This is a genomic window from Dokdonia sp. Asnod3-C12 (assembly GCF_045063975.1).
GTDB lineage: Bacteria > Bacteroidota > Bacteroidia > Flavobacteriales > Flavobacteriaceae > Dokdonia.
This window is the reverse complement of sequence record NZ_JBEFNY010000003.1, coordinates 960,663-977,950: the sequence shown is the minus strand read 5'-3', so window position 1 is coordinate 977,950 and position 17,288 is coordinate 960,663. Positions and strand designations below refer to the sequence as shown.

General features: G+C 37.2%; 20 protein-coding genes. 12 read left to right on the top strand and 8 right to left on the bottom strand.

What is annotated here, in order from left to right:
• The first annotated feature begins 13 nt into the window (after positions 1 to 13).
• The 10 genes from xrtF (at position 14) to ACJJVW_RS04510 (ending at position 6,974) form a co-directional block, all read left to right on the top strand.
• Positions 14 to 562 carry an exosortase family protein XrtF gene (gene xrtF, locus ACJJVW_RS04555; protein ID WP_405250889.1) on the top strand — a complete coding sequence of 183 codons (549 nt, stop codon included), beginning with the start codon at positions 14 to 16 and terminating at the stop codon, positions 560 to 562.
• The gene (locus ACJJVW_RS04550) at positions 555 to 986 is read left to right on the top strand and encodes an exosortase F system-associated membrane protein (RefSeq protein WP_013751149.1); all 432 of its coding nucleotides are present in this window, start codon (positions 555 to 557) and stop codon (positions 984 to 986) included. The genes xrtF and ACJJVW_RS04550 overlap by 8 nt, the downstream gene beginning before the upstream one ends.
• Positions 987 to 1,022: 36 nt before the next feature.
• A complete protein-coding gene (locus ACJJVW_RS04545) occupies positions 1,023 to 1,589 on the top strand; it encodes a DUF3347 domain-containing protein (protein ID WP_405250888.1) in 567 nt (188 codons plus the stop codon).
• Between the two features lie 30 nt (positions 1,590 to 1,619).
• A complete protein-coding gene (locus ACJJVW_RS04540; RefSeq protein ID WP_405250887.1) occupies positions 1,620 to 2,000 on the top strand; it encodes a hypothetical protein in 381 nt (126 codons plus the stop codon).
• Positions 2,001 to 2,106: 106 nt separating this feature from the next.
• A complete protein-coding gene (locus tag ACJJVW_RS04535) occupies positions 2,107 to 3,138 on the top strand; it encodes a transporter (RefSeq protein WP_405250886.1) in 1,032 nt (343 codons plus the stop codon).
• A gap of 104 nt (positions 3,139 to 3,242) precedes the next feature.
• A complete protein-coding gene (locus ACJJVW_RS04530) occupies positions 3,243 to 3,659 on the top strand; it encodes an HYC_CC_PP family protein (protein WP_405250885.1) in 417 nt (138 codons plus the stop codon).
• Between the two features lie 153 nt (positions 3,660 to 3,812).
• Complete coding sequence (locus ACJJVW_RS04525; protein WP_405250884.1) at positions 3,813 to 4,577, top strand: hypothetical protein; 765 nt, start codon at positions 3,813 to 3,815, stop codon at positions 4,575 to 4,577.
• Positions 4,578 to 4,616: 39 nt separating this feature from the next.
• A complete protein-coding gene (locus ACJJVW_RS04520) occupies positions 4,617 to 5,243 on the top strand; it encodes a heavy-metal-associated domain-containing protein (protein ID WP_405250883.1) in 627 nt (208 codons plus the stop codon).
• An 85-nt stretch (positions 5,244 to 5,328) separates the two neighbouring features.
• On the top strand, positions 5,329 to 6,201 hold the full coding sequence (locus ACJJVW_RS04515; protein ID WP_405250882.1) for an NHL repeat-containing protein: 873 nt from the start codon (positions 5,329 to 5,331) through the stop codon (positions 6,199 to 6,201).
• Positions 6,202 to 6,206: 5 nt separating this feature from the next.
• Positions 6,207 to 6,974: a heavy-metal-associated domain-containing protein gene (locus tag ACJJVW_RS04510; protein WP_405222650.1), complete on the top strand. Its 768-nt coding sequence runs from the start codon at positions 6,207 to 6,209 to the stop codon at positions 6,972 to 6,974.
• A gap of 313 nt (positions 6,975 to 7,287) precedes the next feature.
• Here ACJJVW_RS04510 and groL read toward each other — a convergent pair whose 3' ends face one another.
• The 8 genes from groL to miaB form a co-directional block, all read right to left on the bottom strand.
• The gene (gene groL, locus ACJJVW_RS04505) at positions 7,288 to 8,919 is read right to left on the bottom strand and encodes a chaperonin GroEL (protein WP_405250881.1); all 1,632 of its coding nucleotides are present in this window, start codon (positions 8,917 to 8,919) and stop codon (positions 7,288 to 7,290) included.
• A 101-nt stretch (positions 8,920 to 9,020) separates the two neighbouring features.
• A complete protein-coding gene (groES, locus tag ACJJVW_RS04500; protein ID WP_013751160.1) occupies positions 9,021 to 9,296 on the bottom strand; it encodes a co-chaperone GroES in 276 nt (91 codons plus the stop codon).
• Positions 9,297 to 9,460: 164 nt separating this feature from the next.
• A complete protein-coding gene (gene secG / locus ACJJVW_RS04495; protein ID WP_108877017.1) occupies positions 9,461 to 9,802 on the bottom strand; it encodes a preprotein translocase subunit SecG in 342 nt (113 codons plus the stop codon).
• 6 nt (positions 9,803 to 9,808) lie between these two features.
• Positions 9,809 to 10,732, bottom strand: coding sequence for a hypothetical protein (locus ACJJVW_RS04490; protein WP_405250880.1), 924 nt, complete (start codon positions 10,730 to 10,732; stop codon positions 9,809 to 9,811).
• Positions 10,732 to 11,244 carry an LptE family protein gene (locus tag ACJJVW_RS04485; RefSeq protein WP_013751163.1) on the bottom strand — a complete coding sequence of 171 codons (513 nt, stop codon included), beginning with the start codon at positions 11,242 to 11,244 and terminating at the stop codon, positions 10,732 to 10,734. The genes ACJJVW_RS04490 and ACJJVW_RS04485 overlap by 1 nt, the downstream gene beginning before the upstream one ends.
• Before the next feature lie 36 nt (positions 11,245 to 11,280).
• The gene (locus tag ACJJVW_RS04480) at positions 11,281 to 12,504 is read right to left on the bottom strand and encodes a porin family protein (RefSeq protein WP_298330585.1); all 1,224 of its coding nucleotides are present in this window, start codon (positions 12,502 to 12,504) and stop codon (positions 11,281 to 11,283) included.
• A gap of 67 nt (positions 12,505 to 12,571) precedes the next feature.
• Positions 12,572 to 13,840 (bottom strand): sigma-54-dependent Fis family transcriptional regulator, encoded by a 1,269-nt coding sequence (locus ACJJVW_RS04475; protein WP_013751165.1) that lies wholly within the window; start codon positions 13,838 to 13,840, stop codon positions 12,572 to 12,574.
• A gap of 108 nt (positions 13,841 to 13,948) precedes the next feature.
• Complete coding sequence (miaB, locus tag ACJJVW_RS04470) at positions 13,949 to 15,400, bottom strand: tRNA (N6-isopentenyl adenosine(37)-C2)-methylthiotransferase MiaB (RefSeq protein WP_405250879.1); 1,452 nt, start codon at positions 15,398 to 15,400, stop codon at positions 13,949 to 13,951.
• Between the two features lie 127 nt (positions 15,401 to 15,527).
• On the opposite strand from miaB, the gene ACJJVW_RS04465 reads away from it, so the two are divergent.
• Positions 15,528 to 16,460 carry a lipid A-modifier LpxR family protein gene (locus ACJJVW_RS04465; protein WP_405250878.1) on the top strand — a complete coding sequence of 311 codons (933 nt, stop codon included), beginning with the start codon at positions 15,528 to 15,530 and terminating at the stop codon, positions 16,458 to 16,460.
• A 51-nt stretch (positions 16,461 to 16,511) separates the two neighbouring features.
• Positions 16,512 to 17,282: a hypothetical protein gene (locus ACJJVW_RS04460; RefSeq protein WP_405250877.1), complete on the top strand. Its 771-nt coding sequence runs from the start codon at positions 16,512 to 16,514 to the stop codon at positions 17,280 to 17,282.
• Positions 17,283 to 17,288 lie beyond the last annotated feature (6 nt).

The window sequence follows — 17,288 nt, the reverse complement described above, 5'->3', positions numbered from 1 at the left end:
TAAAATACGCCCCTTGCTTAAACTACTACGCAAATATAAGTCCGTACTTCGATTTCTCATTATCTTCATAGGAAGTTATTTGGTTTTTGTGGTGCTTTACCAACTATTTTTAACCTACGGAGGTAGTAGTCGCTATTTTCCCGACATTATTACACATACAGTTGCCAGACAAAGTCAATCTGTCATCACATCATTAGGTTATGACATGCAAGTGGTGCCAAGTAAATGGGAGCCTGCTATGAATCTCACAATGAATGGAAAAACGCTTGCTAGAGTTGTAGAAGGCTGTAATGCTGTAAGTGTAATGCTATTATTTATTTCATTCATGCTAGCATTCTTTGGTGATATGAAGCGTACGCTCTTATTCATTTTTGGAGGAGTAGCACTTATTTACGGGATGAATGTCTTGCGCATTGCATTACTTACCATAGGTATTTATGAGTATCCACAATATGCAGATGTACTTCATGGAACCATCTTTCCGGCGGTAATTTATGGTACCGTGTTCTTATTATGGATGGGCTGGATCAATTCTTACAAAAAACCGGTGAAGGATGAATAAGTTAGTCCGCGTCCTGATAGGTGGATTGTTATTGTTGGGATTGTTGTATGTACGCTTTCGCGAAAGCGAACTATTCTACGATCCGCTTATTGATTACTTCCATGGTGATTATCAGAATAAGGCATTGCCCGAACTAGCGCAAGGGAAGTTCTTTTTAAATGTACTCTTGAGGTATTTCATCAACATGCTACTGTCTCTCGGAATTTTATGGGCAGTTTTTACAGATAGGAGTATTTTAAAATTCACGAGTATATTTTACTTGATAGTTTTGGTGATATTATTATTGCCGTTTTACTACTTACTACATCATCATAACCCTTCAGAATATCTGCCGTTATTCTACGTGCGTAGATTCTTAATACAGCCATTGTTGATTTTTCTCTTATTACCTGCTTTTTTTTATTACCGTAAGGTTGATAAATAGGGTATGTGTATTTTTGTAGTCTAAACATGTTATAAGATGAAAAACACTTTATTAGTAATAGCTATTCTAGCAATTGTGTCATGTAAACAACAAGAAGGTGCTAATGTGCAAACCGCTCCTACCCAAGTAGGGATTGATGCTGTAGTAACAGAAAATGGAGATTTAAATGTGACTGATGCTGTTGAAGATGTAACATTTAAAACAGAGGAAGCGTCACAAATTCACGCTTCTTATTTAATGTTAAAAGGTGCGCTCGTAAATACAAACGCTAAAGAAGCTGCTCAAGAAGCGGCAAAATTTAAAGATGTACTAGACGCTCAAGTAGAAAGTGATATCACGAGAAACTTAAGTGACGACCTAGCGCTTATCTCAATGTCTAAAGATGCTGCAGAGCAACGCGTAGCTTTTGAAAATATTTCAAAAAAGGTAGAGGTATATCTATCTAGCGAGATTACATCTGGCACTATATATAAGCAATACTGCCCAATGGCTTTTGAAGGTAAAGGTGCTTACTGGTTATCTAATTCTAAAGAAATACGTAATCCTTACTACGGTGATAAGATGTTGAAGTGTGGTGTAGTAGATAAGGAGATTCAGCAATAAAGTGCTATTAGCTATAGAGAGCCTTTATTTTTGAAATCTACTTGTGCACTTGTCATATTCTTTTTCTTTGCGCTACGTCCTGCCATAAACGTGGGGTATGTGCTATATTATGAACTTAATATAGATTACATTGTAGAAACGTATTGCGTTAATACAGATAAGCCAGCCTTGCAGTGTAATGGTAAGTGTTTTCTTTCTAAGCAGCTCACTCTAGATGTAGACCAAGAAGATCTTTCTAAAGGGCAGCAACTACAGATTGTAGAGGCTTTTTACCCATTGTTTTATCAAAATGAAGATCAGGTAGATATATCATCTACCGCAATAACTTTTGCTAAGGAGAATTTTCCAAATCATTTGGGAAGTATTAAAACCTTCCAAGAGCGCATAGATCCACCACCCAAAGCTTATTGAATTTATAAAGAGATACTAGTCTTTTAATATCGCTAGTCTCGCAGTTTATGAGCGTACTCAAAAGAGTACGTTCACTTCACTATACACAATATTTAAAATTCAATAAATGAAAAAATTATATATAGCACTACTCGCCGCAGTAGTCGCTACTAGCACATACGCACAAGAGCAAGAGTTATCACAATCATGGTCAAGTAATCGTCCAGATGGGCATGCTCCTATATCTGTTATGGGTGACCATACTCACAAAAAAGGAGAATTCATGTTTTCATATAGATATATGAATATGCAAATGAATGATCTTAAGAGAGGTAATGATGATGTAAGTTTTGATAGTGTATTACTTCCTAATGGAGGAGAATATATGGTTACACCTACAGATATGCCTATGAACATGCATATGCTAGGAGGTATGTATGCTGTGTCAGATAAAGTTACACTTGCAGCAATGCTTGGATATACATCTATGGATATGGAACACCTTACAGCCATGGGAGGAACATTTAGCACAGCATCTAGTGGAATCACAGATCTCAAATTATCGGCCTTATATACTGTTTTCAATAAGAACAGACAGCAGTTGCACGGTAAAGTAGGGGTGTCATTACCTACAGGAAGTATAGATGAAATGGATGTTACTCCTGTATCTAATGGCAATGAAGTAATACTACCTTATTCTATGCAGATAGGAAGCGGCACCGTAGATGCTCTTCTTGGAGCAACGTATTTGTGGCAAACAGATAGATTTTCTGGTGGAAATCAAGTAAATGGAGTAATCCGCACTGGGACTAATGATCGCGACTATAGATTGGGCAATATATATAGCCTTGATAACTGGATTGCTTATAAAACGGCAGATTGGATTAGTTTTTCTGCACGTGTAAAAGGAAGTGTAGTTTCAGAAATAGATGGCGCAAATCCAGATTTGAATCCGCTTATGGTAATCACTGCAGATACTAGAAACTCTGGTGGTACTTATATAGATGGGGGATTAGGATTTAATCTTTACGCCTATAAAGGAGCATTAAAGAATGTACGTTTAGGTGTTGAAGTAGCTACACCTCTCTTACAAGATGTAAATGGAGTGCAACTCAAGCGCAAGGAGACTGTGACAGTTGGACTACAATACTCATTATAATCAGTGCTCCTATATAATTACTATGTGATCATATAGGCACAGTAATTGTTATTAAAAAGCCAAGTAACATCATTGTTATTTGGCTTTTATTTATTTTTGCATTAATGAAAAACGGTTTCCATAAAATAACATCCTTATTTTTAGCACTTTTAGTGTTAGGATCTACGATGTCTTTTAGTGTAGACAAGCACTATTGTGGAGATCACTTAATTGATGTGGCGATTTTTGGTGAAGCTGCTCCTTGTGAGATGATGCAATCCTTAGACGCTAAGTATGGCAAAGACACTTACAAAAAAATGGGATGCTGCAAGAATGAGCAAACCGTTTTTGAAGGTCAAGATGAGCTCAAAATACAATTTGATCAATTTACTACAGATCAACTTGTATTTTTAAAAGCCTTCACCTATAGCTATACATATCTTTTTGTAGAAGCAGATAAACACTCTGCATCGGTTACAAGTCATCCTCCTCCCTTGATAATTACAGATTATCAAGTTGCTTACAATCAATACCTAATTTAATACCTGTATACACAGGTATCTCTTCGTGCAATATCATTGCGCATTTGGGATTCCACTATGGTTTTTATGCCATAGAAATATAAGCTAGTTACTCTTTTAGTAACTACACTTTTATTACTAATTACCCAATCTTTGGGTATAACGAGAATCACAATGAAAAAAATTTTTATAGTATTATTGGTGACATTCGCTTTCGCGAAAACGTACTCACAAGGACCACCACTTACTGCAGATAAACCTATCATGTTAGGTGGCGGAAGTTTTATAGCAAAAACACTTACCGAAATACGCGTTTCAGAAGACGGGACAGCAACTCGCGTGCCTCTTATGCTACACTATTTACCTACATCAAACACGCTCGTAGCGGTGCATTTACCTTACGTAACTTATGATTATGACGATTTTCGCGGAAGCACATTAGGTGACATCAACATTGTAGGTAAATATCAGTTTTATAGAAAAGACGGAACGGGTAAAACCTTCCGAATGGTTGCCAAAACATTACAGACCTTACCTACCGGAGAAGCCCTCGATATTGAGGGTATAAGTACCGGTAAATACTCAGGGTATTATGGTGTGGTAGCAGGTTATGAATCGCTCAAATATGGTATTTCTAATGAAGCAGGATATAGCTGGATGCCAGATGGATCTCTTGATAAGTTGGTTTATAAATTAGGTTTTGGATTGCCATTGCTTAAACCTACGTATCCTGTTAATCAACTCAATTTATATTTTGAATATTCTAGCGAGTGGTTTTTAGAGCGTGATCAATTTGAATTGCTATATGCTCAAGGAATTCAATATGCGAGAAAACAATGGACATGGGAAGCAGGGGTTCAAGTACCGCTTAGCCAAAACGTTCCTGAGGCAGTAGAGAGGAAATATTCTATATACCTAGGAACACGTTTTATACTTTAATAATAACATTATCTCATATAGAGAATTAAATTAAACATTATGAAAACAATAATATCAATATTAGTAATAGCCTTGTTTACCACTATGGGTGTGCAAGCACAAAAGGAAATGGATCAATTTGAAGTTCAAGTAGACGGCCTAGGTTGTCCATTCTGTGCATACGGATTAGAGAAGAAGTTCAAAGAGTTTAAAGGAATAAAGAAAGTAGCTATTGATATTGAAACAGGCGACTTTAGTTTTGAGTATCCTGCAGAAAAAGCACTGACTATGGATGCTGTTGTAAAACAGGTAGAAAAAGCTGGATATACTCCTATTACCTCAAAAGTCACTAGAGCTGATGGCGAAGTAGAACTCTCTGAAACGAATACTACAAAGCTTACAAAAGAAAGCATTGTAAAAACTCAGAAAATGCTTGTAGCAGGTAAGTGTGGAATGTGTGAGGCGCGTATTGTAAAAGTTACGACCGGTATAGAAGGAGTGACAGATGCGGCTTGGAATCAGAATAATCAGATGTTAGAGGTTAGCTTTGATAACAGCCAGACAACAACAGATGCAATACAAAAAGAAATAGCTAAGGCTGGTCACGACACAAAAGCTCATAAAGCAACAGCAGGAGCTTATGATAATCTTCCGGCTTGTTGTAAATATGAGCGCTTAGTACAATAGTGTCTTTCACCCCTAAGGTAAAGACGAGTGAGGCAGTTATGTGATAAGCATGCCGCTGCCTCTCTTTTTTAAACACAAAATAACTATGAAAAATTTATACATTATACTCATTGCAGCTCTCACTCTATATAGCTGCAAAGAGGAGCCAAAAACTCAAATCGCTTGGGTACATACCAAGACAATTAATCTTCAAGGCATAAACCCGATTGGGATTGCACAAGATCAAAATGGACTGTGGTTAAGTGATGGAGATCACAATAGGGTTGTTCAAGTAAATCTTAATGGAGATATACAGCAATCTATAGATTCCCTAGATAGACCTATGCATATCGCAACAGATGCTGGTATAGTATATATCCCGCAATACGGTAATGATGAGGTGCTGTCTGTGTTAGGAGCTACAAAAAAGGCTATCGCAATAACCGATAGTCTTGATGCACCTGCTGGTATAGATGCTAGAGGTAATGCGATAGCTATAGCAGATTTTTATAACAATCGTATTTTATATACTGAAGATGGTGTGACTTGGTCTTCATTTGGAAAAGAGGGTAAGGCAGATGGAGATTTTTACTACCCTACAGACGTGCAAATTACAGATGACGCCCTCTGGGTAGCCGATGCTTATAACAATAGACTTCAAAAATTTGATAAAAAAGGAAATCACTTGATGACAGTAGGGGAAGATCAAGAGATAAATGCAGCCACTGGTATCTACGTTTCAGACAAAGAAGTGTTCTCTACAGACTTTGAGAATAATAGAGTCTTAGTTTTTGATCATGAAGGGAATTTTAAACAAGAAATTAATGATGCCATTTTAAAACCTACAGATATGTTGCTGGTAGGTGATATATTATATGTAACTAATTATAAAGGGAAGTCACTGAGTGTATATGAGCAAAAAGAAGTGCTCGTGGAAGCTCCTCTTGAGGAGGAACACCATGATGACCATAATCACTAATGACTATGATAAAGCAAGCGTATACAGTAAAGGGAATGACCTGTAATGGTTGCAGAGCAGGTGTAGAAAAAAAGCTAGGCGATATTGATGGTGTTGCAAATGTAATTGTGTCCCTAGAAGATGAAGAAGCTATCCTCACGATGGTTGATCACATTTCTATAAAGACACTACAAGATGCTTTGCCAGAAAAATATAGCTTGTCATCTAAGAAGGTCTCGAAAGCAATAAGTGAAAAGCAAGAGAGTAGTTCTGGAGTGTTTGTAAATAGTGAGTCAGCTGCGCAAGTAGTTGAAGAGTCAAAATTGCACCAACTCAAACCGTTGCTTTTGATATTATTTTACATCACTGTAGCATCTGTATTGCTCAATTATAAAGAAGCCAGCTGGCAGTCTGGTATGTTAGATTTTATGGGGCTTTTTTATATTGTTTTTAGCTTCTTTAAAATGCTAGATCTTAAAGGCTTTTCAACAAGCTTTTCTATGTATGATCCGCTGGCTCGAACAATACCGGCTTATGGTAAAGTCTATCCGTTTATCGAAACCGTACTAGGACTTATGTTTTTAATGCGTTTTCAAGTAGAAATAGCACTTATAGCTACTATCGTGATTCTTGGTGTTACCACGGTGGGTGTGACTAAAACACTGTTGAGTAAAAAGGAAATTCAATGCGCATGTTTGGGCACAGCTTTAAAGCTACCTATGACAGAAGCAACTTTTATTGAGAATGCTATTATGATCATAATGGCAATTATTATGCTTATAAGATTTGTATGAAGTTAAAGTTTACCACTGCCCAGATTTGCACCATTGTGTTAGTAGTTTTCTATATAATTTGGGAATATAATATTCAAGTATATCTGACACATGAGCATCTCGACTATGGGGTTGAGGTTCGGTATGATTTGATTTTTATTCTACCAATTCTAGTAGTGATGATTGCAGTTTCTGTCTGGCAATATTTTAAAAAGAAGTAGTACGCTTTCGCGAAAGCGTAACAACAACCATAAAAAAAACCTCTGCCGAAAAGCAGAGGTTTTTTATTGAATATACCCAGAGGTAACCCAAATAAAGTTTGTCGCAATGCGACTTACATCATTCCTGGCATTCCGCCACCTCCCATAGGAGGCATTGCAGGTGCATCTTCTTTAATATCTGTAAGAGCACACTCAGTAGTAAGAATCATTCCTGAAACAGATGCAGCATTCTCAAGGGCTACACGTGTTACTTTTTTAGGATCGATAATACCAGCTTTAAGCATGTCTGTATACTCGCCATTTTTAGCATTAAAACCGAAGTCTTTTTTGCCTTCCATAACTTTAGAAATAACAACAGCTCCTTCACCACCAGCGTTAGAAACGATAGTACGTAAAGGTGCCTCTATAGCGCGATTTACAATCTGTACACCAGTTGCTTCATCTGCATTTTCTGTTTTGATTTTTTCAAGAGCTTTCTTAGCGCGCACAAGTGCAACACCACCTCCAGCTACGATACCTTCTTCTACAGCTGCGCGAGTTGCATGTAAAGCATCATCCACGCGGTCTTTCTTTTCTTTCATCTCAACTTCAGAAGCAGCACCTACATATAGTACAGCAACACCTCCAGCAAGTTTAGCTAGACGTTCTTGAAGTTTTTCCTTATCGTAATCTGATGTAGTAGTCTCAATCTGAGATTTGATTTGACCTACACGAGCTTTAATAACTTTTGAATCTCCAGCTCCGTTTACAATCGTAGTGTTGTCCTTATCTATAGATACAGTTTCTGCCGTACCTAGCATATCAAGTGTAGTATTTTCTAAAGTGAAACCTCTCTCTTCTGAGATTACAGTTCCTCCAGTAAGAATTGCGATGTCTTCTAACATAGCTTTACGACGATCTCCAAAACCTGGTGCTTTTACAGCAGCAATTTTGAGAGCTCCACGTAATTTATTTACTACTAATGTTGCTAGTGCTTCTCCGTCTACATCCTCTGCAATGATAAGAAGTGGCTTTCCAGTTTGAGCTACAGGCTCAAGTACAGGTAGCAAATCTTTCATGTTTGAAATCTTCTTGTCAAAAAGTAAGATATATGGCTGCTCAAGTTCTGCACTCATTTTCTCACTATTAGTAACAAAGTAAGGAGAAAGGAATCCACGGTCAAACTGCATACCTTCTACAACGTCCACATATGTTTCTGTTCCTTTTGCTTCTTCTACAGTAATAACACCTTCTTTTCCTACTTTTCCAAATGCTTGAGCAATAAGATCACCTATTACATCATCATTGTTTGCAGAGATAGATGCTACTTGCTTGATTTTATCAGAAGAGTTACCCACTTTAGTAGTTTGCTTCTCAAGATCTGCAACGATAGCTTCTACAGCTTTATCGATACCGCGCTTAAGATCCATTGGGTTTGCTCCTGCAGCAACGTTTTTAAGTCCTTCAGTAACGATTGCCTGAGCAAGAACTGTAGCGGTAGTTGTACCATCTCCAGCAAGATCGTTAGTCTTAGAAGCTACTTCTTTTACCATCTGAGCTCCCATGTTTTCTAAAGCGTCTTCCAGTTCAATTTCTTTTGCAACTGTTACCCCATCTTTAGTCACCTGTGGTGCGCCAAATGATTTTGAAATAATCACGTTACGACCTTTAGGTCCTAAAGTAACTTTTACTGCGTTTGCTAGTTTATCTACGCCACGTTTTAAACCGTCGCGTGCTTCTATATTAAATGTTATGTCTTTTGCCATTTTGTTTTGTTTTTACAAAGGCTTGCGGCTTTATGCTTTAAGCGCTATGTTTAAAATATTTTAATTACTCTTGGTACGCTTTCGCGAAAGCGAATATCTATTTATACTATCGCAAGGATATCATCCTCTTTCATGATCATATAATCTACTCCGTCAAATTTGAGTTCGCTACCTGAGTATTTTCCATAAATAACTGTATCACCTACGACTACTGTCATCTCGTGATCTTTAGTTCCAGATCCTACAGCTACTACTTTGCCTTTTTGTTGTTTTTCTTGTGCGCTATCTGGGATATATAAACCAGATGCTGTTTGAGTTTCTGCCGCAACAGGCTCGATTACAACGCGGTCTGCTAATGGTTTGATTTTAATTGCCATTGTTATAGATTTAATTATTGAGTTGAATTGTTATTGTAACCCTTAACTGGTTACGCGAGCGTAAAAGACAGAAATTATGCCACTCACCATGCACTGACAAATTTGCATAACAAAAAAGAGCCAGCTAAAATAGCTGGCTCTTTAATATGTTATGTTGTGAGAGTCTATTGATCTCCTCCATTATCTGGAAGACTTACTGGTTCTGGAGCAGGAGTAGTTTGTTCTACAGCATCTGCATCAAAAACTTGAGACTCGCTTCTTATAGTACCGTCAAAAATACTTAGGTTACTAGCAAGAATAAGTACTAATAAGATAGTCGCTAGTGCCCATGTTGCTTTGTCAAGAAAATCTGTTGTTTTCTGAACGCCACCCATTTGCTGTGTTCCACCACCGCCAAAAGAAGAAGATAATCCGCCTCCTTTAGGGTTTTGAACCATAATAACGACAATAAGAAGGAAAGCTACTATAATGATCAATCCTAAAAATATATAAAACGTAGTACTCATAATATTTTAATCTTTTTGTTCTTCAAGTTGTTCTACTGCTCGAATTTGGTCTGCAAAGAAACCACTTTTTTCTGGATATTTCAAACTTAAAATTCGGTATGCTTGTTTTGCTTTTGGAAAGTTTTTTTGCTCGACATAAACTCGTGCTAAAGTCTCTGTCATCAAGGCATCAGAAGAAAATAGAAATTCTTTTTTTGTTTTCTTTTTATCTGCCGGTATTGACTTTATATTTCCAATTTTCGGATTTGTTTCTATAAAGGAATCTATAATTTGTTGTTTTCGCTTTCGCGAAACTTTAGTTGTAGTTTCCTCATTATCAGATTTTGATGCGGTTGTAGTTTCCTTTTTAATTACTACTTCTTTTGTAGGAGTAGGAGCAGGAAGCTCTTTGTCATCAGATGTAGATGAGCGATCTATGGGTTGAAAAGAAGAAAGCTGTAACCACTCAGAAAATGAATGCGCTTCAGATTTTGTAAAAGGTAATGGCTTGCCTACTTGAAGCGTATCCTCCGCCTTTGCTCTAGTCATAATAGAGTCTTTCTTTTCTACAAATAAATCTGGATCAAGAATTTGCGATGCTTTTGCTTGTTCTTCTTGCTCGACTAGAATAGATACATCTTGTGCATCTGTGACTTCTAGAGATCGTAGTTGTTTTTCTTGATCTTTTATTTGAGTACTTACCGCTGTCTGTAAGAAATGCTCTGACGTGATATAGTCAAATAATACGGCTCTATCTGCTGTGTGGCTAGCTGTACGCTTTAATGCTTTGTTGTAAGCAAAGCTCTCTTGGTTTTTTAATCCTTTTAGATACAGAGCATGAGCACTTTGAAAGAAAGGAAATGCGTCAATAATAGTGCGCAAATCGCTTGTCTGCTCAGTATTAATCTGGTCAGGATGTTCTAGTAAATATGTGTATTGTTCTGTAGTCATTACCAGCGAGCTAGTGATGCATTAAAAACATCCTGAGTGATACGCTCATAAATTTCATCCAGAGCACTATCTAGAGCGCTACCTACTAATTGTGTTTCACCAGGCACATCTGAGAAAAATGAAAACCTGCGTTCAAAATCATACTCACCATCTTCCCGAGTATTATTAAAAAAACGAACATTTACTGTAATGGTAAGTCGGTTTTGTGCTGCTAGATTTTCTGAAGTAGAAGCTTGCGGAGCAATGTAATATTCTATTATCTCACCTTCGTACACTACATCTGCATTGCTGTTTGTAAGTACTAGTGGTGATTGGTTCTGGATAATATCCCTAAGCTGTTCTGTAAACTCTCTATCTATTCCGGGCTCAACAATTGCAGCCTCGTTTTGAAAAAAGCGAACTTCAAACGTCTCTTCTTTATCTATAGACACGCCACTTAATGAATACACGCTACAGCCTTGAATTAAAAAGACTGTTGTAATTAAAATGATGAAGTTGTTAAATGATTTCATGTGGTGTAAACTATAAAGTGAATGATGAAACAAATATTAGAAAATCGTGTATCCTATGATAAAGGAAGTAGTTTGATAACTCGAATCCCATTCAATAAAATCGCTAAGTAAATTTCTATCTGTTTGATATCTAACCTCAGCACTATACCTATTATTAAATTTGTAGCCTACTCCAAAAGCGATATTACTTCCTGACTGTACATCTAACGGAGCAATGGAAGAATTATTTGCAGGGTCAAATTCGACAGCCGTTTCTGAAGATATGTCTACAATAAATGATGCGTTTACAAAAAGTTTAGAATTATCATTTAGAAAAAAATAATGTCTTAGACCCAATGGTATTTCTATAGATGAATAGTCAATTGATGTAGTAATAGCATCGCCAAAAACAGATCCAGCTTCCTGAGTTATTTCAGATTTGAAACTTTGGTATGAAGGTTCAATAATGAAAGCCCATTTATTATTATTGGTGGGTAAGATTAATTCAAGTTCTAATCCAACACCAAAGTTTGTCTTACTGCCTAAGTCAGCTTCTTTAACGGTGGCGCCTGGATTACTAATTGAGAAGGAAGAATTGTTTATTCTAGGTCTTATAGAAAGGTTAATGACCTTGCCTTTTGTCTCCGTATTATAATTTTTAAAACTATAATTATTGCATTCGTTGTGTTCAATAAAGTAGCCAATTAAACTACTCTTGTTGTAACTAACATTCTCTGGGCTACTTGTAGCGTTTTTAGGACACGTTATCTCTGTTTTTAATTGCTGTTTATATTGCGTATTTGTGCTGATTTTGCCAGTTGTAGTTAAGAATTTCTTATACACAAGTTGCTTGATTTCAGCCCCAGGTTTACTATAAAAATATCTGGTTATAGTTCCATTTTTGTAAGAGTATAAGCTAGTGTTTCCTTCAACTAACATATTTAGGAATAGCGTTTTTGTTTCAAAAATAGGAGCTCTACTTTTATCTAAAAAATCAGCGCTAGCACTTGACATATCAATTTTTACTGTAGCCCTAACATACTTAGAAGAGTTTAAAATCATGAACTCCTTAACTGTACTGATATCACCCGTTAAAGACTTGGAGTCTTTAGATAATTTATATTGAAAATTTTCTGGATTATTATTCCAGTCATTGTCTTTAATTAAGCATTCAATTTTATTGTTGTTATTTTCAATAAAATATCCCTTTACGTATTCCGTTTGTGCAACGCTATTTATGCCAATACATGAAAGAATTAAAAATAATAGTGTTTTGTTCATTTAATAAAGTTTTTTGATTGATGATTGATGAAATTTATTTTAACTAAAATACTCTTGCAATTATGACTTACAAATCAAACTGCTTGATTTTTCTATATAATGTGCGCTCGCTTATACCTAGTTCTTGTGCGGCTACTTTGCGTTTACCTTTGTGACGCTCTAATGATTTCTTGATAAGTTCAAGCTCTTTATCGTGTAGCGATAGTGTTTCTTCTTCCTCAATTTCTTCTGCAAAATGATAGGGGTCTGCGGTAGGTTCTGGTTGAGGTGGAGTAGGAGCTTGTGCTTGTGATTTATGAGGTATCTGTAGTACGTCCATTACTTCTTCTACGGTCTCATATGAGTCGTCATCATCGTCATAAATCTTTTTAATGAGGCTCTCATTCTCCTCACGTACATCTGAGGTATTCCCATTTTTCATTAACTCGAGTGTGAGTTTTTTTAGATCATTCAAGTCGGCTTTCATGTCAAAAAGGACTTTGTATAGAATCTCACGCTCGTTTGAGAAGTCAGACTTCTCTTGTGACTTTACAATGGCAGGAAGTCTAGATCCTGTGTCGGGAAGATAGTTGCTTATAGTTGCAGCCGATACTTCACGGTTAGTTTCTAATACAGATACTTGCTCGGCTACGTTACGTAGCTGGCGTATGTTTCCATTCCAGCGATATGAAACTAGAAGTTGTACTGCTTCTTCAGACAGTCGTATCGTTGGCATCTTATACTTCATAGCAAAGTCTGATGCAAATTTCCTAAACAATAAATGAATGTCTCCTTTGCGCTCTCTCAGTGGAGGAAGCGGGATATCTACGGTACTCAGTCTATAAAATAAATCCTCACGAAACTTCCCTTCTTGGATAGCTTCAAACATCGACACATTAGTCGCTGCAACGATGCGCACGTCTGTTTTTTGTGTTTTTGAAGAGCCTACTTTTAAAAACTCTCCATTCTCTAAAACTCTTAATAAACGTACTTGGGTAGGTAGCGGTAGTTCTCCCACTTCATCTAGAAATATCGTCCCACCATCTGCCTCCTCAAAGTATCCACTTCTTGTAGAAGTTGCACCTGTAAATGCACCTTTCTCGTGTCCAAAAAGCTCGCTATCTATCGTTCCCTCTGGGATTGCTCCACAGTTTACAGCAATATATTTATTATGTTTTCTATGAGAAAGTGAGTGTATAATGCGCGGGACACTCTCTTTACCTACTCCAGATTCTCCTGTCACTAGTACAGAAATATCTGTAGGAGCCACTTGTATAGCTTTTTCGATAGCGCGATTTAGTGCAGGATTATCTCCTATGATACCAAATCGTTGTTTTGTGGTTTGTATTCCTTCCATAGTAAACGCCCATTACAGTGGGTATCTATTTGATTAGTATAAAATGTGTTGCGCTTTCGCGAAAGCGTTATTCTCAAAAAACTATTGCTAGCACAGTACTTTGTGTTTCTATTGCCAGTACGCTGCGTAGCCTGTTGCCTCACCTATAAGTGTCCCTGTCGTACATTCATTAATTTTTACATTAACAAAGTCACCTACTTTGTAATCTCCTTTAGGGAAAACGGCAACGACATTCTGATCATTACGACCGCTCCACTCATCTTTATTCTTTTTTGATTCCTTTTCTATAAGAATCTCTACCGTTTGATCTTGGTAGCGAAGTAAGTTGTCTCTAGAGATTGCTCTTTGTAGGTCAATCACATCTTGTAAACGTCTCTTTTTTATCGCTAGCGGGATGTCATCTTCCATCTTGCGTTCTGCCATAGTACCTGGACGCTCAGAATAGTAGAACATAAAACCAAAATCATATTTTACATAGTTGATAAGATCAAGTGTTCCTTGATGGTCTTCTTCGGTTTCTGTAGGGAAACCAGTAATCATATCTTGACTAATCCCAATATGAGGGATTAGATTTTTAATATTATCAATGAGCGTTTTGTACTCTGCAACCGTATGCTGGCGATTCATTAATTGTAAAATCCTATCGCTTCCAGACTGCACAGGCAGGTGAATGTAATTACATACATTCTTGTGTTTTGCCATTACCTCTATTACATCAAGCGTCATATCTTGAGGGTTTGAGGTAGAGAAACGTATGCGCATTTTAGGCTGAGCCTTTGCAACGGTGTCCATGAGCTGCGCAAAATTTACCGCAGTAGCTTTTGCCATTTCACTAGCCTTGTCAAAATCTTTCTTGAGTCCGCCGCCATACCATAAGTAGGAGTCAACGTTTTGACCAAGTAGTGTGATTTCTTTAAAACCTTTTTCAGCAAGATCTTGTACTTCTTCTAGTATAGACTGAGGATCACGGCTACGCTCGCGACCTCTTGTAAAAGGAACGACACAGAACGTACACATATTATCACAACCACGAGTGATTGATACAAAAGCGGTAACACCATTAGTTAATAATCGTACTGGTGAGATATCTCCGTAAGTTTCTTCTTTAGATAAGATTACGTTTACTGCATTTCTACCTTCTTCTACCTCGCTAAGTAAGTTAGGAATGTCTTTATAAGCATCTGGACCTACTACGAGATCAACTATTTTTTCTTCTTCAAGAAATTTGCTTTTAAGACGCTCTGCCATACAGCCTAGCACTCCTACTTTCATATTAGGATTTTGCTTGCGCTTTACGGCTTGATATTTTTCTAAGCGTTTACGCACAGTAATCTCTGCCTTCTCACGTATAGAACAAGTGTTTACTAGCACAAGATCTGCTTCTTCAAGAATTAGAGTAGTATTATACCCTTCATTTGCAAGAATGGAAGCCACCACCTCGCTATCTGCAAAGTTCATCTGGCAACCGTAACTTTCTATAAAAAGCTTTTTTGTATTCTCAAGTTTGCGCTCTAATGTAAGCGCTTCCCCTTGTTTGTATTCTTCTATTATTTTTTCCATCTGCTTATTCGTCCAAAATCTTTGTCAAGGATTATGCAAAGATACGTCTAATGTAGAGTTGTGACAAAGTGGCAGACGCCAAGAATTACATAAAATTCTCGTTATTTGCTTTTTTAAAACCCGAAGATTGCTACATAAACTATTTATCTTATTGCTGTTACTAGTCATTCAGACTGGTTATTCTCAATCTGTTGAGGAGACTAAAACACAACGATTGTTACATCAAATCGCTGTACAACATGATAACGACTTTGTCTTTGCTATAGATCGTTATTATACAGCAGGGACATTCTTAAGTTATAGTAGGCAATTACAAGGAGACTTTATTTTTAAAAAGCAAGAGTATCCGCTGCAGTTAGATCTTATGTTAGGTCAGGAAACCTACACGCCTAGAGAACTCTTTGAAACTAATTTTGATTTTCTTGAACGTCCTTATGCAGGGTATCTTTTTGTAAGAGGCTCCGTTTCAAAAGCGCAAGAAGATGTGCTTTTTAAAATTGATGCTGAACTGGGACTTGCGGGTGAGCAGTCTAAAGCTGGTAAAATTCAAGTTGCCTATCATGAGCTTATCAATGAATTCATACCTGTTTGGGAAGGTGAAATAGGCAATAGTTTGCATTTTAACGGCTATGGAACTTTTGTTAAAGACTATCATTTAGAATATTCTAATTTGTTTAAAAACGTTGCATTTCAGTCTACGGTAGCGTTTGGAACACGAAGAGTTTTTGCAAGACAAGAAGCGCTCCTTTTTATAGGTGATCGAGATGTGGTGGCTAGCTCCTCGGCTTTTGGGAGGTTGGGAGGTAAGCATGAGTTTTATGGCTTTGCGGGAGTAGGAGCAGAGTATGTATTTCTTAACGCACTCATTGAAGGGCATCCCTTTGGAGATGACTCTGCTTTTACATTACCTATAGTCTCAACCATCTTGTCTTTTAAATCTGGAATTACGTACCGTGGAGAAAAAAATCTATACAGTGTTGTTTATAATTTTCGAACAAGAGAAACAAAACGCGAAGGCAGAAGTCAGTATGTTGCCTTGCAATTTGCTAGGAGATTTTAGTCTGACTGTCGATTAATCTTATATTTTTACGACCTTAATAAAAGATGAAAAATGATATTATCAGATATGCTTGTCAAGATAAGACAAGCACCACATATTGATTTTGGAGACTTGTTTGGCCGAGCGATTGATTTGTTTCAAAAAGTATGGCTTCAAGGTTTGCTTATGCAAGTGTTAACGATTGCTGTTTCTTGGGGAGTGTCTATGGCGGTCATGTTGCCTATGGGCTTAGGTGGTGCTTTTATAGAATATGGCGATGTCTCTTATAATGATGATGAGGTAGGTATCGTTGCAGCTATTCTTATGATGGTGATGTATGTAGTGATTCTAGTGGTTATGTCTGTAGTCAACTTTGCACTTCAAGCAGCTTTTTACAGAATCATACGTATGAAAGACCGCAACCGAAGAGGTGAAAGCGGAGTAGGTTTTGGGATGTTTATCAAGAAAAAGTATCTCAAGAAGGTGTTAGTACTTTCAATGATGCAGGTGGGGATTGCTGTGCTAGCTGCCTTGTTTTTTATAATTCCATTGTTTTATGTGTTGGTGCCGTTACAATTTGCCATTGTGATATTTGCTTTTAATCCTGATTGGTCCGTAAACGACATCTACAAAGCAGCTTTTGCACTAGGGAATAAAAAGTGGGGAATTACTTTTGGGACTTGTGTTGTTATTGGCATTTTAGCTGTGATTGTGGGCTTTATTGCTTGTTTTGTAGGAGTGTATGCAACCGTTTCTATTGTCTATTTACCGGCATACCTTATATATAAAGATGTGGTTGGTTTTACGGAAGATGATGATATGATTGCTCAGATAGGAGCGTAGTAAAGT